This is a genomic window from Bradyrhizobium sp. CCGB20 (assembly GCF_024199855.1).
Taxonomy (GTDB): Bacteria; Pseudomonadota; Alphaproteobacteria; order Rhizobiales; family Xanthobacteraceae; genus Bradyrhizobium.
The window spans coordinates 1,137,769-1,155,321 of record NZ_JANADN010000001.1 but is presented as its reverse complement, the minus strand read 5'-3'; the positions used below and the strand labels follow the sequence as shown (position 1 = coordinate 1,155,321).

At 64.8% G+C, this 17,553-nt stretch carries 19 protein-coding genes; 13 read left to right on the top strand and 6 right to left on the bottom strand.

Annotated features, from left to right (window positions below):
* The first annotated feature begins 496 nt into the window (after positions 1 to 496).
* The 3 genes from NLM15_RS05350 (at position 497) to NLM15_RS05340 (ending at position 2,848) form a co-directional block, all read left to right on the top strand.
* Positions 497 to 2,059, top strand: a complete 1,563-nt coding sequence (locus NLM15_RS05350; protein ID WP_254115994.1) for a DEAD/DEAH box helicase — start codon at positions 497 to 499, stop codon at positions 2,057 to 2,059.
* A 23-nt stretch (positions 2,060 to 2,082) separates the two neighbouring features.
* On the top strand, positions 2,083 to 2,370 hold the full coding sequence (gene infA / locus NLM15_RS05345; RefSeq protein WP_254115993.1) for a translation initiation factor IF-1: 288 nt from the start codon (positions 2,083 to 2,085) through the stop codon (positions 2,368 to 2,370).
* A 265-nt stretch (positions 2,371 to 2,635) separates the two neighbouring features.
* Complete coding sequence (locus NLM15_RS05340; RefSeq protein ID WP_028148374.1) at positions 2,636 to 2,848, top strand: cold-shock protein; 213 nt, start codon at positions 2,636 to 2,638, stop codon at positions 2,846 to 2,848.
* A 127-nt stretch (positions 2,849 to 2,975) separates the two neighbouring features.
* Here NLM15_RS05340 and NLM15_RS05335 read toward each other — a convergent pair whose 3' ends face one another.
* The 4 genes from NLM15_RS05335 to NLM15_RS05320 form a co-directional block, all read right to left on the bottom strand.
* Positions 2,976 to 3,554 carry a TadE/TadG family type IV pilus assembly protein gene (locus NLM15_RS05335; RefSeq protein ID WP_254115991.1) on the bottom strand — a complete coding sequence of 193 codons (579 nt, stop codon included), beginning with the start codon at positions 3,552 to 3,554 and terminating at the stop codon, positions 2,976 to 2,978.
* 22 nt (positions 3,555 to 3,576) lie between these two features.
* Positions 3,577 to 4,155 (bottom strand): TadE/TadG family type IV pilus assembly protein, encoded by a 579-nt coding sequence (locus NLM15_RS05330; RefSeq protein ID WP_254115990.1) that lies wholly within the window; start codon positions 4,153 to 4,155, stop codon positions 3,577 to 3,579.
* Positions 4,156 to 4,370: 215 nt separating this feature from the next.
* The gene (locus NLM15_RS05325; RefSeq protein ID WP_254115989.1) at positions 4,371 to 4,868 is read right to left on the bottom strand and encodes a pilus assembly protein N-terminal domain-containing protein; all 498 of its coding nucleotides are present in this window, start codon (positions 4,866 to 4,868) and stop codon (positions 4,371 to 4,373) included.
* A 167-nt stretch (positions 4,869 to 5,035) separates the two neighbouring features.
* A complete protein-coding gene (locus tag NLM15_RS05320; RefSeq protein ID WP_254115988.1) occupies positions 5,036 to 5,863 on the bottom strand; it encodes a sterol desaturase family protein in 828 nt (275 codons plus the stop codon).
* A gap of 267 nt (positions 5,864 to 6,130) precedes the next feature.
* On the opposite strand from NLM15_RS05320, the gene NLM15_RS05315 reads away from it, so the two are divergent.
* From NLM15_RS05315 to NLM15_RS05270, 10 genes are all read left to right on the top strand, one after another.
* Positions 6,131 to 6,295, top strand: a complete 165-nt coding sequence (locus NLM15_RS05315; protein ID WP_166813093.1) for a Flp family type IVb pilin — start codon at positions 6,131 to 6,133, stop codon at positions 6,293 to 6,295.
* 76 nt (positions 6,296 to 6,371) lie between these two features.
* A complete protein-coding gene (locus NLM15_RS05310; RefSeq protein ID WP_254124742.1) occupies positions 6,372 to 6,512 on the top strand; it encodes a hypothetical protein in 141 nt (46 codons plus the stop codon).
* A 139-nt stretch (positions 6,513 to 6,651) separates the two neighbouring features.
* On the top strand, positions 6,652 to 7,176 hold the full coding sequence (locus NLM15_RS05305) for a prepilin peptidase (RefSeq protein ID WP_254115987.1): 525 nt from the start codon (positions 6,652 to 6,654) through the stop codon (positions 7,174 to 7,176).
* A 127-nt stretch (positions 7,177 to 7,303) separates the two neighbouring features.
* Complete coding sequence (cpaB, locus tag NLM15_RS05300; protein WP_254115986.1) at positions 7,304 to 8,101, top strand: Flp pilus assembly protein CpaB; 798 nt, start codon at positions 7,304 to 7,306, stop codon at positions 8,099 to 8,101.
* 11 nt (positions 8,102 to 8,112) lie between these two features.
* The gene (locus NLM15_RS05295) at positions 8,113 to 9,588 is read left to right on the top strand and encodes a type II and III secretion system protein family protein (RefSeq protein ID WP_254115985.1); all 1,476 of its coding nucleotides are present in this window, start codon (positions 8,113 to 8,115) and stop codon (positions 9,586 to 9,588) included.
* A 20-nt stretch (positions 9,589 to 9,608) separates the two neighbouring features.
* Positions 9,609 to 10,343 carry a CpaD family pilus assembly protein gene (locus NLM15_RS05290; RefSeq protein WP_254115984.1) on the top strand — a complete coding sequence of 245 codons (735 nt, stop codon included), beginning with the start codon at positions 9,609 to 9,611 and terminating at the stop codon, positions 10,341 to 10,343.
* Positions 10,340 to 11,605: an AAA family ATPase gene (locus NLM15_RS05285; protein ID WP_254115983.1), complete on the top strand. Its 1,266-nt coding sequence runs from the start codon at positions 10,340 to 10,342 to the stop codon at positions 11,603 to 11,605. The genes NLM15_RS05290 and NLM15_RS05285 overlap by 4 nt, the downstream gene beginning before the upstream one ends.
* 21 nt (positions 11,606 to 11,626) lie before the next feature.
* Positions 11,627 to 13,090 (top strand): CpaF family protein, encoded by a 1,464-nt coding sequence (locus tag NLM15_RS05280; RefSeq protein ID WP_254115981.1) that lies wholly within the window; start codon positions 11,627 to 11,629, stop codon positions 13,088 to 13,090.
* A 16-nt stretch (positions 13,091 to 13,106) separates the two neighbouring features.
* Positions 13,107 to 14,084, top strand: coding sequence for a type II secretion system F family protein (locus tag NLM15_RS05275; protein ID WP_254115974.1), 978 nt, complete (start codon positions 13,107 to 13,109; stop codon positions 14,082 to 14,084).
* 9 nt (positions 14,085 to 14,093) lie between these two features.
* Positions 14,094 to 15,068: a type II secretion system F family protein gene (locus tag NLM15_RS05270; RefSeq protein ID WP_254115973.1), complete on the top strand. Its 975-nt coding sequence runs from the start codon at positions 14,094 to 14,096 to the stop codon at positions 15,066 to 15,068.
* A gap of 77 nt (positions 15,069 to 15,145) precedes the next feature.
* Here the strand turns inward: NLM15_RS05270 and NLM15_RS05265 are convergent, their stop codons facing one another.
* Positions 15,146 to 15,958 carry a tetratricopeptide repeat protein gene (locus NLM15_RS05265; protein WP_254115970.1) on the bottom strand — a complete coding sequence of 271 codons (813 nt, stop codon included), beginning with the start codon at positions 15,956 to 15,958 and terminating at the stop codon, positions 15,146 to 15,148.
* A 93-nt stretch (positions 15,959 to 16,051) separates the two neighbouring features.
* Entirely contained in the window at positions 16,052 to 17,548 is a 1,497-nt protein-coding gene (locus NLM15_RS05260; RefSeq protein WP_254115969.1) for a metallophosphoesterase, read from the bottom strand.
* Positions 17,549 to 17,553 lie beyond the last annotated feature (5 nt).

The window sequence follows — 17,553 nt, the reverse complement described above, 5'->3', positions numbered from 1 at the left end:
TCTCCCTGACGCAGACGTGAAATAGACGCTGCGAAACGGCCCCACGGCCGCCTGCGATTAACGGAATCGCAAGAACCATGCCATGGGCTGGGCACATGCCAACCTATTGGTCAGATTATATAATTTTGCCGCAATCCAACTTTCGCCGCAGTCGCATTGCTCAAAACTTGGGCGAATAAAATGTATGCTAATGCGGCAGGCGGGTTATTTTTTGAGCAAAACAGCAGCTCTGTCTAAATTTCCGGCATAACTATTTTTGCACCGCAATCGCCGTTTCGGGCCGCGTCGCCTTGAAACGGCCCCCTGAATGTTCCATATGGAGGTCCGAGACCTCTTGCGAATCAAGGGGTCGTAGCGAGCCGCGTGTTCTTAAGCCCTTTCGGGCCTCTGGCTTGCCCCATCCCATCAAGCCATCCGACACCCCAAACACGCAGGTGTCTATTTGACACCCTTATTGCGCGTGCCCCGCTGATTGCGCCGGGCGCCTGCTTTCGACATGGAAAGAGCCCATCTTTTGACTTCCTTTCAGGACTTCGGCCTTGCCGAACCCATCGCGCGTGCTCTCGCCGAAGAGAATTACGTCACTCCCACCCCCATCCAGGCCCAGACGATCCCCACGGCGCTGACCGGCCGCGACGTCGTCGGCATCGCCCAGACCGGCACCGGCAAGACCGCGTCCTTCGCGCTGCCGATCCTGCACCGCCTGCTGGAGAACCGGATCAAGCCGCAGCCGAAGACCTGCCGCGTGCTGGTCCTCTCGCCCACCCGCGAACTGTCCGGCCAGATCCTCGACAGTTTCAACGCCTACGGCCGCCACATCCGCCTGGCCTCGACGCTCGCCATCGGCGGCGTGCCGATGGGCCGTCAGGTCCGCGCCTTGATGCAGGGCGTCGACGTGCTGGTGGCCACGCCCGGCCGCCTGCTCGACCTCGTGCAGAGCAACGGGCTGAAGCTTGGCAGCGTCGAATTCCTCGTGCTCGACGAGGCCGACCGCATGCTCGACATGGGCTTCATCAACGACATCCGCAAAATCGTCGCCAAACTCCCGATCAAGCGGCAGACGCTGTTCTTCTCGGCCACCATGCCGAAGGACATCGCCGAGCTCGCCGACGCGATGCTGCGGGACCCCGCCCGCGTCGCGGTCACCCCGGTGTCCTCGACCGCCGAGCGGATCAACCAGCGCATCGTCCAGGTCGACTTCTCCGCCAAGCCGGCCTTCCTGACCAAGCTCCTGAAGGATGAGCCGGTCAATCGCGCACTGGTCTTCACCCGCACCAAGCACGGTGCGGACAAGGTCGTGAAGACGCTCGAGAAGGCTGGCATCGCCGCCAGCGCGATCCACGGCAACAAGTCACAGAACCACCGCGAGCGGACGCTCGCCCAGTTCCGTTCCGGCGAAATCCGCACCCTGGTCGCCACCGACATCGCCGCTCGCGGCATCGATGTCGACGGCATCAGCCACGTCATCAATTTCGACCTGCCGAACGTGCCCGAGACCTATGTGCACCGTATCGGGCGCACCGCGCGCGCCGGTGCCGACGGCACCGCGATCTCGTTGGTCGCCGGCGGCGAGGAACTCAGCTATCTCCGCGACATCGAGCGGCTGATCCGCGTGGCGCTGCCGCGTGAGGATCACCGCACCGACGCCGGACGCCGCGATGCGGGTCCTCCCCCGCCGCAGCAACGACAGGGCCGCCAGGGCCGCCCGGGCCAGCGTCCGCAAGGCGCAAGGCATGGTGAGGGACGCCACGGTGACGGACGGCGTGCCGACGAAAGGCATGGCGACGGACGCCACCATAGCGCCAGCAAGCAGGGCGATGGACGGCCCGGTGAAGGCCGGCATGGCGACGCGCGGCACGTCGACGGACGGCCCGGCAACGGCCCGAAGGGGTCTCGCCGCCGCCGCTCCGGTGGCAAGATGCATTCTTCGTCAGCTGACCGTCCGGAACAGCGTTCCGCGCATGGCGCCGGGACGTCTGATGGGATACAAGGCGTGGCCTTTTTACGCCGCGAGAGTCGGCCGAATGGCCAACCGAACCGCAAACCCTATTCGCACTAGCCGTCCACGACCTGGAGAAATTCATGGCTAAGGAAGAGCTGATCCAGTTCGAAGGACTGGTCACCGAAATCCTCCCCGACGCGCGCTACCGCGTGCAGCTCGACGCCGGGCACGAGATCGTCGCCTACACCGCCGGCAAGATGAAGAAGAACCGCATCAAGACGCTGGCGGGTGACCGTGTGACGGTGGAAATGTCGCCCTACGACCTCGAGAAGGGCCGGCTGATTTTCCGTCACAAGGACGAACGTCCCGCCGGCGTCGGCGGACCTCCGCGTCCCGGACAGCGCGGCGGCCAGTTCCGCCGCCGCTGATCCGCTCAAGCATCTCGTTGCGGAAGTAAAATTCTGACCTGTATGCTGATCCGCCGCGGGAAACGCGGCGGATCAAAAAATCGTGCACGTCAGGATTGTTTTGGTGCCTTAATTCCAATAAAATCAGCCATCGATTTTCGGCCGGACGACATTGGCATCCACCGGTACAGCCGGTTCAGACACGCTGACGACCCTTCCAGAAACTCGATCTAACCCGCCTGCGAAAGTAGGCTTCGACACTGCATATCTGAGAAGGAACTACCCCGTGAGCATGGGAACCGTGAAGTGGTTTAACGCGACCAAGGGCTTCGGCTTCATCCAGCCCGACGATGGCGGCCAGGACGTCTTCGTGCACATCAGCGCCGTCGAGCGCGCCGGCCTCGGCACGCTGCGTGAAGGTCAGAAGGTCTCCTACGAGATCGTGGCCGACCGCCGTTCCGGCAAGTCGGCAGCGGACAACCTCCGCGCCGCCGGTTGAGCCATCGGGCGTGAAAGAAGGCCGTGCGTCGTGCACGGTCTTCCGGAGCCGCTCTGGCGAACAAGCAAATGGAAAAGGCCGTGCGCGATGCACGGCCTTTTTTCATGTCCGAAAGAAGCGGGCCGGCTCAGTACTTCGTGCAGGCCGTATCGGGGCTGTAATACACGCAGGTGGACTGGCGCGGGCGCGTGTAGGAGACGTCGCTCAGCGTGATCGCATTCTTGAGCACATGGCCTATCGTGGGCGTGTAGGTGTAGCTGACTTCGCTGAAGATCAGATAGGTGTCGCCGATCGCGAGCGAGGTGGGAATCGTGACCAGGGACTTCTGCGTCCGCGGCGCCGATCCCTTGCTCCACTGCACATGCGCCTGCAGCGTCGAGGGATCGACATAGAGTTCGCTGATCGTCGAGGCCACCGGCGTGGTCGAGTACGGCGTCATGATACCGGTCGAGGCCGCGAAGAAATTCGTCATGTCGGTGTCGCCGACCGAAGTCGACTGCGAGGTCAGGTCCGACAGCGTGCGCGCCATCAGTGTCACCTTGCGATCGATCGCCACGGCCGACGAGAACTCGACCGTGCCGAAGAACAACACCAGCATCAACGGCACGATCACCGCGAATTCGGTCGCGGCCAACGCCCTGCTGTCGGCGACGAATTCGCCTGCGGCGCAGCGGCATGTCCGCCCGATCTTCAACATCGCCTGCATCGTTTCGCCCGATCCATTGGCCTCAATAGGGCTCGTTCTTGAACGCGGCCGTGGCCACCAGCAGCCGCTTGTTGCCCGTCAGATTGGAGATGTTGTAGCCGAGCCCGGTGACGAACAGCGGCCACTGGTAGAACAGCCGGACCACCACGATGTCGCCTGCACTTCCAGGGCTGTAGCCCATCGTCGTGTCGAAATTTCCGGAACCGTCGATGTGGGTCGGCAGCGTCACCCCGGAGAAGGACGAGAAGCTCGCGACATCGACATAGAGCTTGCTGCAATCGAACAGCGCCGGGATCTGACTGCAGACATAGGTCTTGAACGTCGCCTGCGTGCACGGCGTGCTGACGCCGGACACCGCGCAGACGGTCACCGAACCGGATTGCGCCTGGCCGGTCAGCACGACGCGCGCGGAATTCTGCGTGACGGTCTCGAGCACCTGGCCGGCCAGGAACACGAGCGCCGTCTCGATGATGGCGAACAGCAGCGCGAAGAAGATCGGCGCGACCAGCGCGAACTCGACGACTGCGGAGCCGCGGCGATTGCGGCGAAACCGGCGCAGCGCTTTCCGGAGCGTGAATCTCAAAGATGCAGGCGATGGCATCGCGTCAAATTCCCCCGCGGCGGCGGTCATCTGCCCTTTCAATGGCGGAAACTGATTGTTTAAGTGTTTCAGGCGATCCGCACCCGGCGAACCGCGCCATTAGGGATGCCTTAACCATGAACGCCCTCGGCACGGAGACAGGCTCTCTCTCGCGCACGCGCGTGTCCGGGCGGGACCGGAGGGTCCGGCCCGGGCAACCCCGCCGTTGGGTCTCGTTAGTTGGATTTGGTGCCCGCGCTCGCGTTGCCGCTGGCACTGCTGCTCAGCGAGCCGGCCTGGCTCATCGTGTTGTTGAAGTAGTTGTCGCTGTCGCCGAGCGTCACGCGACGCTGGCAGAGCGGCATGCAGCTGTAGGACTCGCGCTCGACCCCGCGATAGACGGTGACGAGCCGGTCGCTCGGACCTTCGACCTGGATCTGGCGGTCGACCAGGATCTCACCGCCGCGGTCGAGCGCGATGAAATTGGTGGCACCGTAGCCCTTCCCGGTCACGACGATCATGCCGCCGGGCTGCAGCGTCACGTCGGCGATCAGGGGATTGCCGACCACGATGGTCGCCACCTTGCCGGGCAGCCGGACCAGCTTGGCCTGGTCGACATTGACGGCGATGGCATCGGCGGTCGCCTCGGCAAGGCTCGCGGCCGGCGATGCCAGCACCGCAGCCGCAACCAGAAGACAAACGCGCGCCTGACGGCGCAGCAACTCTTTACGCATACTCTTACCCCCGGGACGTCACAAACCGGCAGAAGCGATCAGATACAGCGGAGCCGGTGCCCGACCCGGCTAACCTGCCCTCAATTCGTGAACGTTCCGCAAACTCGCCGGCTATTGTTTGAACAGATTGGCGATTTGCGGGCCCGCGAAGGCGTCGGACCCCGCTCCTAGCGGCGGAACGGATAGGCAAGCTGGCCCCCGATCTCCTTCGGCATGGTCGCTTCGTCCTTGCCGTAGTCCTGCGGCAGTCTCCCCTCCGGCATGCGGAAGGTGCCGAACAGCACGTCCCAGATCGGGAACGTCCCGGCGAAATTGGTGTCTCCGCCCTCTTCGAGCCCGGTGTGGTGCCAGCGGTGGAACACCGGTGTCGCCAGCACATATTTGAACGGCCCGAAGGTCCAGTTCAGGTTGGCGTGCACGAAGGCCGAATGGAAGGTGGTGAACGGACCGACCCAGATCATGACGTTCGGGGAGATGCCGGCCATCAGCAGCACGACGTCGACGCCGATCGTCCCGAGCATGAGATTGACGGGATGGAAGCGTGCCGCGGAAATCCACCCGATCTCCTCCGACGAATGATGGATGGCGTGGTACTTCCAGAATCCGCCGTCGTGGAACAGCCGGTGCAGCCAGTACAGCATGAAATCAGACAGCACCAGGAACAGGATGGCCTGGACCCACAGCGGCAGCTGCGCCAGCGGGCCGTGTCCATTGTCGTAGAAGGCGATGAGGTCGTCGGCGTCGTGGATGTTGAAGATTGCGCCGGCGCCGACGATCAGGAGGCCGATCCGCATGGTGCGGGCAAACACCGGAACGAAGAACCAGTAGCAGATGTCGGTCAGGATCTCGCGCTTGCGCCACCACGCCGGGCCGGGATTGCAGGCCCAGAAATGCTCGAGCACCGTGAAGACCGCGGCGAGCGCGAGAGTGACGGGCACCATCTTCTGGATGGTCTCGCCGAGCATCAAGGCGACTTGCATGGGCAGGCTCGACATCGTCGCCTCTCTTCCGGACCTCTGATCCCCCTTACGCCTACTCCGCGAAATTTAAGGGAGGGTGAAGTCGGCGGCCCACTTGGGGCGCATCTGGAACGGGAAGAATTTCGACTGCGTCCTTAAGGCCAAATTCACTCTGGGCAAAAGCATCGGGCAAGAAGGGCGTTTGCCCGATCGAATTAACTCTACCGAAAGAGCTCGGCTCACATGCTCATCGCGTCAAGCACAACGCCGAACGAGGCGATCACCCCAGACGGAGTTTAGTTCATGAAGAACCTGATTGCGCGTTTCGCGAAGGATGAATCCGGCGCCACCGCTATCGAATACGGTCTGATTGCTGCCGGCATCGCGCTGGCCATCATCACCGTCGTCAACAACCTCGGCAGCTCGCTGAACACCAAGTTCGGCTCGATCAGCACCTCGCTGAAGTAAGCGACCGACGAACGACTGCAAAAGCCCCGGACTTCCGGGGCCTTTGTTTTTCCGGATACGGCGAGTTCCAGTGGCGTTGCGCGAGTACAGAACCGATGCCGCGGTTGCGGCGAGCGAGGCGGAGGCGGCCGGCACCTCTTCGCCGGCGTACTGGGTTTGCCTTGCGCTGCTGCTCGCGATGGCTGTCCTTGCCGCGCGCATTGCCAGCATCTGGTGAGCACGCCTGCGGCGGATTCCGGCCCTCGCGGGTCGCCGCCGCGCCGTTGTCGGTTTGTTTAGCAACTGCCGGCTAGCATGCGGCGACGCTCCGATCCCGCGATGAACCCAAGATTCAGATCAAGCTCAAGACGCAGCCCATGATCCTCGACCTTGCGCGCCTTCTGCTCTTCCCGGCCCTGATGGCGTTCGCCGCCGCGAGCGATCTCTTCACGATGACCATCTCGAACCGCGTGTCGCTGGCGCTGGTCGCAGGCTTCTTCGTGCTCGCTTTCGCCGGTGGCATGGCACCTTACGAGATGCTGACCCATGTCGGCGCCGGCGCGCTGCTCCTCGTCGTGGCCTTCACCTGCTTCGCGATGGGCTGGATGGGCGGCGGCGACGCCAAGGTCGCGGCTTCGGTCGCGCTCTGGTTCGGCTTCGCGCAATTGATGGATTTCCTGCTCTACGCTTCGCTGTTCGGCGGAGCGCTGACGCTGCTCCTGCTCCAGTTCCGGCAATGGCCATTGCCGTACGGGCTGGCAGGCCAGGCGTGGCTGGCGCGGCTGCACGACAAGGAGAGCGGCATCCCTTACGGGATCGCGCTCACGCTCGGCGCGCTGATGGTCTATCCGGAGACCGAGTGGGTGAAGGCGATCGACCTCGCTCACCTCGCACTGCGCTGAAAACACCGGGTAAACCCGGCGTTAAGGCGATTTAGATACGCCTCATTAACCATGCTTTGACGAATAGCTGGTCAACTGCCGATTACGGCGGCGGCAGCGTCGCGGCGTTTTGTGGAAAGTGAAGCGTATGAATAGGGCACGCATAGTCGTCCTGACGGTCGCCATCTGCGCCGGCGGCGTCGCCGCGTACCTGGCGAGCGGCTCGGACTCTGCGCCGCCTCCAGCGGCTCCGGTCGCCCAGCTTCCAACCGTCGACGTCCTGGTCGCCAAGAACGATATCGGCCTTGGCCAGACCGTGAAGCCGGAAGACGTGCAATGGCAGACCTGGCCGTCTGCGACCGCCAGCAGCACCTTCATTCGCCGCAACGAGCGCCCCGAGGGCGCAACCCAGGTCACCGGCTCGATCGCGCGCGCGCCCTTCATCCAGGGTGAACCGATCCGCGACCAGAAGCTGGTCAAGGCCGAGGGGTCCGGCTTCATGGCCGCGATCCTGCCGACCGGCATGCGTGCGATCTCGACCGAAATCTCGCCGGAGACCGGCGCCGGCGGCTTCATCCTGCCCAACGACCGCGTCGACGTGCTCCTGACGCGCCGGCTCAAGAATCCCGACCAGAGCGCCGGCGCCCAGGACATCGTCACGTCCGAGATCATCCTGGCCAATATCCGCGTGCTGGCGATCGACCAGGCACCGAGGGAGAAGGACGGCCAGAACGCGGTGGTCGGCAAGACCGTCACCCTCGAGCTCAATCCGACGCAGACGGCGACGCTCTCTGCGGCCCGTCAGAGCGGCACGCTGTCGCTGGCGCTGCGCAGCATCGTCGATGTCAAGATGAGCGAGATCACGCTCGATGACTCCGCGCAGAAGCGCGACGGCGTTTCGATCATTCGCTACGGCATTCCAAGCGCGACGGCGAAGGCACGATGAGGACTGTCGATATGAAATGCAGGGCAGATTTGACGACGATGCGAACCTCCACGGTCCGCGCCCTGTCGTTTTCGGCCGCCTTCGCGCTGGCGCTCAACCCGGTGCTCACGCCCGTGGTCGCCGCCGACTACCGCCCGGGGGCGCAGGTCGCGGCTGACGGTCAGATGAACGCGCGCTTCCTCTCGCTCGGCATCGGCAAGTCGATCGTGATCGACCTGCCGCGCGACATCAAGGATGTGCTGGTCGCCGATCCCAAGATCGCGAACGCGGTCGTCCGCTCGGCTCAGCGCGCCTACATCATCGGCGCCGCGATCGGACAGACCAACATCGTGTTCTTCGATTCCGCCGGTCAGCAGATCGCGGCCTATGACATCGCGGTCAAGCGCGACCTCAACGGCGTGCGGGCCGCACTGAAGCAGATCCTGCCCAATTCCGACATCCAGATCGACGGGCTGGGCGACGGCGTCGTCCTGACCGGCACTGCGGCAAATCCGCTGGAAGCACAGCAGGCCAATGATCTCGCGGCGCGCCTTGCGGGCGGCGCCGACAAGGTTGTGAACTCGATCCTGGTCCGCGGCCGCGACCAGGTCATGCTCAAGGTGACCGTCGCCGAAGTCGCACGCACCATCGTCAAGCAGCTCGGCATCGACCTCACCGCGAACCTGAACTACGGCACGTCGGTGGTGAGCTTCACCAACTCCAACCCGTTCACGGCCCTTGGCCGCAATCTCGTGGACGGCAACAATCTGACCACGAAGTTCGGCTCGACGCCGTCGGTGCAGGCCACCCTGCGCGCGATGGAGACCGCGGGCGTGATCCGGACGCTGGCCGAGCCGAACCTGACCGCGATCTCCGGCGAATCCGCGACCTTCGTCGCCGGCGGCGAATTCCCGGTGCCGGCAGGCTATGCGTGCGATCCCACCACGCATGTCTGTACCACCCAGATCAGCTTCAAGAAGTTCGGCATCTCCCTCAACTTCACCCCGGTGGTGCTGAGCGAGGGCAAGATCAGCCTGCGCGTGATGACCGAGGTCTCGGAACTGTCGAACGAGAATGCGATCACGCTGTCGCAGGCCGTGACCTCGACGTCGGTGAACTCGCTGACCGTGCCCTCGATCAAGACCCGCCGTGCCGAGACCTCGCTGGAAATTCCCTCCGGCGGCGCGATGGCGATGGCCGGCCTGATCCAGCAGCAGACCAAGCAGGCGGTCAGCGGACTGCCCGGGCTGATGCAGCTCCCGGTCCTCGGCACGCTGTTCCGCAGCCGCGACTTCGTCAACAACGCGACCGAGCTGGTCGTGATCGTGACGCCTTATGTCGTTCGCGCAGCGGCGCCAAAGGACTTGTCGCGGCCGGATGACGGCTTCGCAGCGCCTGCGGATCCGCAGGCCGAGCTGCTCGGCAACATCAACCGCATCTACGGCGTGCCCGGCCGGACCGAGCCGGCCAAGAACTACCGCGGCACCTACGGCTTCATTACCGACTGAGGCGGAACGGGGACTTCTCGATGATCACAAAACCACCCCAGCTTCGCAAACGCGCCGTCCGCCTTGGCGGCGCGCTCGTCGGCATGGCGCTCGCCCTCGGCGGCTGCCAGCACGACCAGGAGGTCACGGCCTCCATTCCGGACGACTACAAGCAGCGTCACCCGATCGCGATCGAGGAACAGAACCGCTCGATCGTCGTCTTCGTCGGCCACGCCCGCGGTGGATTGACTGCCGCCCAGCGCGCCGACGTGATGGGTGTTGCTTCGGCCTGGCTGCATGAGGGCACCGGTGCGATCCGTATCGACGTGCCGTCCGGCACGCCCAACGCGCGGCCGGTCGCGGACACCATGCGGGAAATCCAGGCGATGCTGGCGGGGGCCGGCGTTCCACCGCGCGGCGTCAACATTCGTCCCTACCAGCCTGAAGACAGGCGCTTCCTGCCGCCGATCCGGCTCACCTATTCCAGGATCGCCGCGATCGCGGGTCCCTGCGGCCTGTGGCCTGACGACATCGGGCCTTCGATCAAGAACCGGAGCTGGTTCGAGAACAAGGACTATTACAATTACGGCTGCGCCTATCAGCGCAACATGGCGGCGATGATCGCCAATCCGTCGGACCTCGAGCAACCGCGAACCGAAACGCCGTCCTACACGGCACGCCGCACCACGGCCTTCGAGAAGTATCGCAAGGGAATGACGACGGCGACCACCTATCCTGAAGCCGACAAGGCCAAACTCAGCGACACCGGCAAATGATCAGCTACGCTCGCCAGACTCAAGAAGAGCAGCCAGAGGCACCGACGCCGGTCGAGGAGCATATTGCCCCCGCGCCCCGCGTGTCGGTCCAGGCTTTCTGCGAGACCGTCGAGACCGCTGCCGCGGTGCAGTCGGCCGGCGAAGACCGTCGTCTCGGCAAGGCCCATCTGAAGATCCAGATGGGCGGCATGGCCGCCGCCATCGAGGCCTACCGCTCGGCGCCGACGCCGAACGTGATCGTGCTCGAGAGCGACGGCCGCAACGATCTTTTGACCGGCCTCGACCATCTCGCCACGGTCTGCGACGCCGGCACCCGCGTGGTGGTGATCGGCCGCATCAACGACGTCATGCTGTACCGCGAGCTGGTGCGCCGCGGCGTCAGCGACTACGTGCTCGCGCCGGTCGGCGCGATCGACGTTGTGCGCTCGATCTGCAACCTGTTCTCGGCGCCGGAAGCCAAGGCGGTCGGCCGCATCATCGCCGTGGTCGGCGCCAAGGGCGGCGTCGGCGCGTCCACCATCTCCCACAACGTCGCCTGGGCGATCGCGCGCGACCTCGCGATGGACGCGGTCGTCGCCGATCTCGACCTCGCCTTCGGCACCGCCGGGCTCGATTACAACCAGGACCCGCCGCAGGGTATCGCGGATGCCGTGTTCTCGCCGGATCGCGTCGACACCGCCTTCATCGACCGCCTGCTGTCGAAATGCACCGACCATCTCAGCCTGCTGGCGGCGCCGGCGACGCTGGACCGGGTCTATGATTTCGGCACCGACGCCTTCGATGCCGTGTTCGACACGCTGCGCTCCACCATGCCCTGCATCGTGCTCGACATCCCGCACCAATGGTCGGGCTGGACCAAGCGCGCCCTGATCGGGGCGGACGACATCCTGATTGTCGCAGCGCCCGATCTCGCCAATTTGCGCAACACCAAGAACCTGTTCGATCTGCTGAAGGCTTCGCGGCCCAACGACCGGCCTCCGCTCTACTGCCTGAACCAGGTCGGCGTCCCGAAACGGCCCGAAATCGCCGCCGCCGAGTTCGCCAAGGCGATCGAGAGCCAGCCGGTCGTCTCGATCCCGTTCGAGCCGCAGATCTTCGGCTCGGCGGCCAACAACGGCCAGATGATCGCGGAGATCTCCGCCAACCACAAGTCGATCGAGATGTTCCTTCAGATCGCCCAGCGCCTGACCGGCCGCAGCGAGACGAAGAAGCAAAAGTCTTCTCTGCTTTCACCCCTGATTGAGAAGTTGCGCGGAAAATAAGCCGCCGCATGGAGTCGTTAAGTGTTCGGTAAGCGTAGCGGAACAGACACCGATATTCGGGCTCCCAAGCCCGGCGCCGTGTCGCCCGAGCCTGTCCAGGCTTCGGCGCCCGCGGTGTCGCGCGCGCCGCCCCCGCCGGCCGTCGCCTCGCCGCCGCTTGCCCCCGCCCGGCCGGCGCCGGCCATGGACTCCCGCCGCTCGGATAATTACTACGAGGTCAAGGCGACGATCTTCGGCGCCCTGATCGAGGCCATCGACCTAGCCCAGCTCGCCAAGCTCGACTCCGAGTCCGCGCGCGAGGAAATCCGCGACATCGTCAACGAGATCATCGCGATCAAGAACATCGTGATGTCGATCGCCGAGCAGGAAGAGCTGCTCGACGACATCTGCAACGACGTTCTCGGCTACGGCCCGCTGGAGCCTCTGTTGTCGCGCGACGACATCGCCGACATCATGGTCAACGGCGCCAACACCGTCTACATCGAAGTCGCCGGCAAGATCCAGCGCACCGGCATCCGCTTCCGCGACAACCAGCAGCTCCTCAACATCTGCCAGCGCATCGTCAGCCAGGTCGGCCGGCGCGTCGACGAATCCTCGCCGATCTGCGACGCGCGCCTCGCCGACGGCTCCCGCGTCAATGCCATCGTGCCGCCGCTGTCGATCGATGGCCCCACACTCACCATCCGCAAATTCAAGAAGGACAAGCTGACGCTGGATCAGCTCGTCAAGTTCGGGGCGATTTCGCCGGAGGGTGCGGAAATCCTCCAGATCATCGGTCGCGTCCGTTGCAACGTGCTGATCTCCGGCGGCACCGGCTCGGGCAAGACCACGCTGCTCAACTGCCTGACCAACTACATCGAGCACGACGAGCGCGTCATCACCTGCGAGGACGCGGCCGAGCTCCAGCTCCAGCAGCCGCACGTGGTGCGACTCGAAACCCGCCCGCCGAACATCGAGGGCGAGGGCCAGGTCACCATGCGCGAACTGGTGCGCAACTGCCTGCGTATGCGCCCCGAACGCATCATCGTCGGCGAGGTCCGCGGACCCGAGGCGTTCGACCTGCTCCAGGCCATGAACACCGGTCACGACGGCTCGATGGGCACGCTGCACGCCAACAATCCGCGCGAAGCGCTCTCGCGCTGCGAATCCATGATCACGATGGGCGGCTTTTCCCTTCCCTCGCGAACAATTCGCGAGATGATCTGCGCCTCGATCGACGTCATCGTCCAGGCCGCGCGCCTGCGCGACGGCTCGCGCCGCATCACGCACATCACCGAGGTGATGGGCATGGAGGGCGACACCATCATCACCCAGGACATCTTCCTCTACGACATGGTCGGCGAGGACGCCAACGGCAAGATCATCGGCCGGCACCGCTCGACCGGCATCGGCCGGCCGAAATTCTGGGAGCGTGCGCGCTATTACGGCGACGAGAAGCGCCTTGCCGCCGCGCTCGATGCGGCGGAAGTCGCGCCGAAGACATGATCAGATCGGCGCAGCCATGAACATGCAGGTCCTCGCCCTCGCCTTCCTCGCCACTGCCGCCGTCGGCGGCATCGCCTGGGTGTTCCTTTATCCGCTCCTGTCCGGAGAACGGAAGGCGGAAGGCCGCCGCGCCTCGATCGCGCGCGCGGATGCGCCCGCCGCCAAGCAGACCGAGAAGACCCAACGGTCGCGCCGCGAGCAGGTCGAGACTTCGCTCAAGGATCTCGAGGCGCGGCGCCAGCAGGAGAAGAGCGTTCCGCTCAATGTTCGCCTGTCGCAGGCAGGGCTCAACTGGACGACGCAGAAATTCTGGATCGTGTCCGCCGTCGTGGCGGGAGCGCTGTTCGGGATCGCTCTGTTCGTCGGCGGCGGCATGCTTGGCGCCGCCGGCCTCGCCTTTGCCGGCGGCTTCGGCCTGCCACGCTGGACGCTGGGCTTCCTGAAGAAGCGACGCGAAAGCAAATTCCTGGCGGCGCTGCCCGATGCGGTCGACGTGATCGTTCGCGGCATCAAGGCCGGCCTGCCGCTGTTCGAATCGATCAAGGTCGTCGCCGCCGACGCGCCCGAGCCGCTGCGCAGCGAGTTCCTGGCCATCATCGAGACGCAGGCGATCGGCATGCCGCTCGGCGAGGCCTGCTCGCGTCTCTACGAGCGCATGCCGCTGCCGGAAGCCAACTTCTTCGGCATCGTCATCTCGATCCAGCAGAAATCCGGCGGCAACCTCTCCGAAGCGCTCGGCAACCTCTCCAAGGTGCTGCGCGACCGCAAGAAGATGAAGGAAAAGATCCAGGCGATGTCGATGGAAGCCAAGGCCTCGGCCGGCATCATCGGCTCGCTGCCGCCGATCGTGATGTTCCTCGTCTACCTCACGACGCCGCACTACATCTCGATTCTGTGGACCCATCCCACCGGCCAGCTCATGCTGGTCGGCTGCATCGTCTGGATGTCGATCGGCATCATGGTGATGAAGAAGATGATCAATTTCGATTTCTGACGGTGCCGTATGGTCGAATTCCTCGTCTCGAAACTGCATGACGTCCGCTTCATGACCATGCTGCTGGCGGCCATCGCCGCCAGCGCCACCGTCTATACGCTGGTGATGCCGCTGTTCGCCGGCGAAGGCCTCTCCAAGCGCATGAAGGCGGTGGCGAGCGAGCGCGAGCGTATCCGCCAGCGCGAGCGCGACCGCCTCAACAAGAGCGAGAAGGTCTCGCTGCGGCAAACGCCGAAGCAGGTCGTCTCCCGGGTCGTCGAGGACTTCAACCTCACCAAATGGCTCGCGCAGGAAGCCGCGCGCGACAAGCTCATCATGGCGGGCTATCGCGGCCAGGCACCCTACATCACCTTCCTCTTCGCCCGCATGGTGGCTCCGCTCGTGCTGTTCGTCGGCTCGATCATCTACGTGTTCCTGATCGCGCATATGCAGCAGGCGATGCCGATCAAGATCGGCATCTGCATCGGCGCGGCCTATCTCGGCCTTCAGGCGCCGATGCTGTTCCTCAAGAATGCAATTTCCAAGCGCCAGCTCTCGATCAAGCGCGCCTTCCCGGATGGACTCGACCTGCTCCTGATCTGCATCGAGGCCGGTATGTCGGTCGAAATGGCGTTCAGGAAAGTCGCCACCGAAATCGTGGGCCAGTCGATCGCCCTGTCTGAAGAGTTCACCCTGACCACGGCCGAGCTGTCCTATTTGCAGGATCGCAAGGTCGCCTATGAGAACCTGGCGCGGCGCACCGGGCTCGAAGGCGTCAAATCGGTGTGTCTCGCGCTTCAGCAGGCGGAGCGCTACGGCACCCCGCTCGGGCATTCCTTGCGCGTCATGGCGCAGGAAAACCGCGACATGCGCATGAACGAAGCCGAGAAGAAGGCCGCCGCGCTGCCGCCGAAGCTGACGGTGCCGATGATCCTGTTCTTCCTGCCGGTGCTGTTCGTCGTCATTCTCGGACCGACCGGCATCAAGATCACCGAGCTGCACTGACGCAAGACGCTGCACCGACAACGCGCGGACCGCGCGCGGTCCGCCGGCGGCTTCAGGATTGCAGGATCAGGTTCTGATCAGTCGGGCTGGCTGAGCGAGGCGACCGGCGTCCGCTTCGGTGCGCCGCGCGGAGCGTCGCTGCGGCTCAGCATTTCCTTCAGATAGGCCACATTGGCCGCGGCCTGGTCTGGCGGCAGGTCGGCCTTCACGATCGTCTCGGCTTCGGCGAAGCGGCCCTGGAGGCCGACGACGAGACCAAGATTCTGCCGCACCCGGGTGCTGGCACGCGGCGAGGCGTAGGCCTGCCGCAACGCCTCTTCGGCCTTCGGCAGGTCCTTCGACAACATGTAGGACAGGCCGAGATTGGAGAGCACGCCGGGATCACCCGGCGCGATCCTCAGCGCGCTCGCATAATAGGAACGCGCCTCGTCGTGACGGCCCATCTGATCGAGCGCGGTGCCTTGCACCGAGAGCAGGCGCCAGTCCGGATTGTCGGGCGAGTGCGCCTTCGACAGCACGTCGTAGGCCTGCTGGAAATTGCCGTTGTCGGCGAGCGCGCGGCCATATTGCGCGAGCAGCGCCTTGTTGCCGGGATTGGCGATGGTCGCCTGCTCGAGCACGGCGGCGGCCTGGGCCCGCTGGCCGTTGGCGCGCAAGGCCTGGCCGTAGCCGAGCGCCGCATCGGCATCCTTGGGATTGGCACGGTAGCGCTCGCCATAGACTTCCACGGCGCGCGCGGGATCGGTGGGGGTGGCTTCCGCCCGCGGTCCGATCGAGCCGGTGACATCGGAGAGTTTGGACATGGCGGTGCAGCCGCCGAGGCCCATGGCCACCACCGCGACCAGCGAGGTGGACGCGAGAAGCCGGGCAAGACTGAACCGTTGACGCATGACGCCTTGACTCTCGAGCCGATTGATCGAGCCGAACGCGCCAGCAATAGACTGTTAACCCTAACGGCCGGTTAACGTCAGCCTGCCTGCCGTTCACGGCATCGGCGGCGTCACCTCCCCGCCGAGACCGAGATCGAGGCCGAGCACCTTCACCTGCTCGTTCAGGTCGCGCAGCAATTGCAGTCGCCGCCGCGCCTGCGCCTCATCATCGATCCCGCGCGGCATCCCGGGCCATTCACGCCGGAGGTCGTCGCGGTTGACGAGACGCCTTGCACGAAGCTCGTCGAGCTGAACAGCGTCGATGCCGAGCACCACGGCACAGTGCTCGATCAATCGGCGCAGCAGCAACCTCACCGCCGCCATCGCCTCGAGGTGTTGCTTGCGCTCCGATCTCGTGAACTTGCCCTCGATATCGGCCCAGGCATGGGAGGTGACGAGATAGGCGTGGAGCGCGCTCGACCAGTCGACCTCGCCGTCGGCATGGAAAGCGCGGCGCATCAGAAGCCGGCGGGCCTGTGCCGCGACTTGATCACGCTTCAGCGCCGCACACGAGGCGATCTCGATCGCCGTCTGGACGGCGGGATCGCGGGAAAAATCCCGTCCTGCCGGCAACCTGATGACGCCGTCCGGCAAGTTCGAGTCGAGCAGCCTGAAGACGCCGTCGTTGCGCGGCCGCGAATAGCGCGCGATCGCGAACCGGTGCTCTGTGCGGCCGGACCGGGATGATGGTCCGAAATGAACGATGTTGAAGCCGGCATCGTCACCGGCCTGCCCGGTCGAGGACGGACAGGAAAGCACATAGATCGTGCGCCAGAAGGCTTCGCCGCTCGTCCCGCGCGTGGCACGCGGATCCGGGATCGAATAGCGGGTGAGCCCCTCGACATGCCGGTGTCCGTGCAGGACCAGATTGACGTTGAGGGACGTCGCCGCTTCGAGGAACGTGGCGGGCGCTGCGAGATACATCAGCGGTTCGTCAGGCACGCCGAGAAACCGCTTTCCTTCGCCGGTCGCCTGCGGCAGCGGATGATGATGCAGCGCCAGCACGCGCACCAGGTCTTCCGCCGGCTCGGAATAGTCTGCGCGCCCCACGGATCCCATGCTGCCCGCGAGTTCGACGCTCAGCCGGGCGGAATCAGCGACAAGCGCGTTGTAGGCGTTCTCGTCGATATTGCCGCTCGCGAGCGTCGTGAGACTCGCGCGGTTGGAATCCAGCAGCACCAGATCGAGGCCAGCCTGGCGGTAATAGACGCTCTTCGAGGTCCGCGGCAGATGCAGGTAATCATAGACGTCGTGACGGCCTGCACGCTGGCTCGAGCGCTTGACGTCGTGATTGCCCGCGACCGCCTGGATGTCGGTAAACAGCCCGGTCTGCCGGAAGGACGCGATGACGGCGAGCGCTTCGTCGAGCGCGCGCGGCGTGGGATCGTCCACGAGATCACCCGTGATCAGCAGAATGCGATCGGGAACGTCTGCGAAGTCCGCCATCCCCTCGCGAATTGCGGCACCGAGCGCCTCGGTCGTCGCCAGCAGCCGGCCTGAGCCGTCCAGATGCAGGTCGGAAATCTGCGCAATGACGAACGATCTATCCATTTTGC

Excerpts from the sequence above, each read along its gene's own strand:
- NLM15_RS05290 (WP_254115984.1), top strand. The coding sequence starts at position 9,609 with ATGATCACAAAACCACCCCAGCTTCGCAAACGCGCCGTCCGCCTTGGC.
- cpaB (WP_254115986.1), top strand. The coding sequence starts at position 7,304 with ATGAATAGGGCACGCATAGTCGTCCTGACGGTCGCCATCTGCGCCGGC.
- NLM15_RS05350 (WP_254115994.1), top strand. The coding sequence starts at position 497 with ATGGAAAGAGCCCATCTTTTGACTTCCTTTCAGGACTTCGGCCTTGCC.
- NLM15_RS05275 (WP_254115974.1), top strand. The coding sequence starts at position 13,107 with ATGAACATGCAGGTCCTCGCCCTCGCCTTCCTCGCCACTGCCGCCGTC.
- NLM15_RS05265 (WP_254115970.1), bottom strand. The coding sequence starts at position 15,958 with ATGCGTCAACGGTTCAGTCTTGCCCGGCTTCTCGCGTCCACCTCGCTG.
- NLM15_RS05320 (WP_254115988.1), bottom strand. The coding sequence starts at position 5,863 with ATGTCGAGCCTGCCCATGCAAGTCGCCTTGATGCTCGGCGAGACCATC.
- NLM15_RS05295 (WP_254115985.1), top strand. The coding sequence starts at position 8,113 with ATGAAATGCAGGGCAGATTTGACGACGATGCGAACCTCCACGGTCCGC.
- NLM15_RS05325 (WP_254115989.1), bottom strand. The coding sequence starts at position 4,868 with ATGCGTAAAGAGTTGCTGCGCCGTCAGGCGCGCGTTTGTCTTCTGGTT.
- NLM15_RS05260 (WP_254115969.1), bottom strand. The coding sequence starts at position 17,548 with ATGGATAGATCGTTCGTCATTGCGCAGATTTCCGACCTGCATCTGGAC.
- NLM15_RS05305 (WP_254115987.1), top strand. The coding sequence starts at position 6,652 with ATGATCCTCGACCTTGCGCGCCTTCTGCTCTTCCCGGCCCTGATGGCG.
- infA (WP_254115993.1), top strand. The coding sequence starts at position 2,083 with ATGGCTAAGGAAGAGCTGATCCAGTTCGAAGGACTGGTCACCGAAATC.
- NLM15_RS05285 (WP_254115983.1), top strand. The coding sequence starts at position 10,340 with ATGATCAGCTACGCTCGCCAGACTCAAGAAGAGCAGCCAGAGGCACCG.
- NLM15_RS05335 (WP_254115991.1), bottom strand. The coding sequence starts at position 3,554 with ATGCAGGCGATGTTGAAGATCGGGCGGACATGCCGCTGCGCCGCAGGC.
- NLM15_RS05330 (WP_254115990.1), bottom strand. The coding sequence starts at position 4,155 with ATGCCATCGCCTGCATCTTTGAGATTCACGCTCCGGAAAGCGCTGCGC.
- NLM15_RS05270 (WP_254115973.1), top strand. The coding sequence starts at position 14,094 with ATGGTCGAATTCCTCGTCTCGAAACTGCATGACGTCCGCTTCATGACC.
- NLM15_RS05315 (WP_166813093.1), top strand. The coding sequence starts at position 6,131 with ATGAAGAACCTGATTGCGCGTTTCGCGAAGGATGAATCCGGCGCCACC.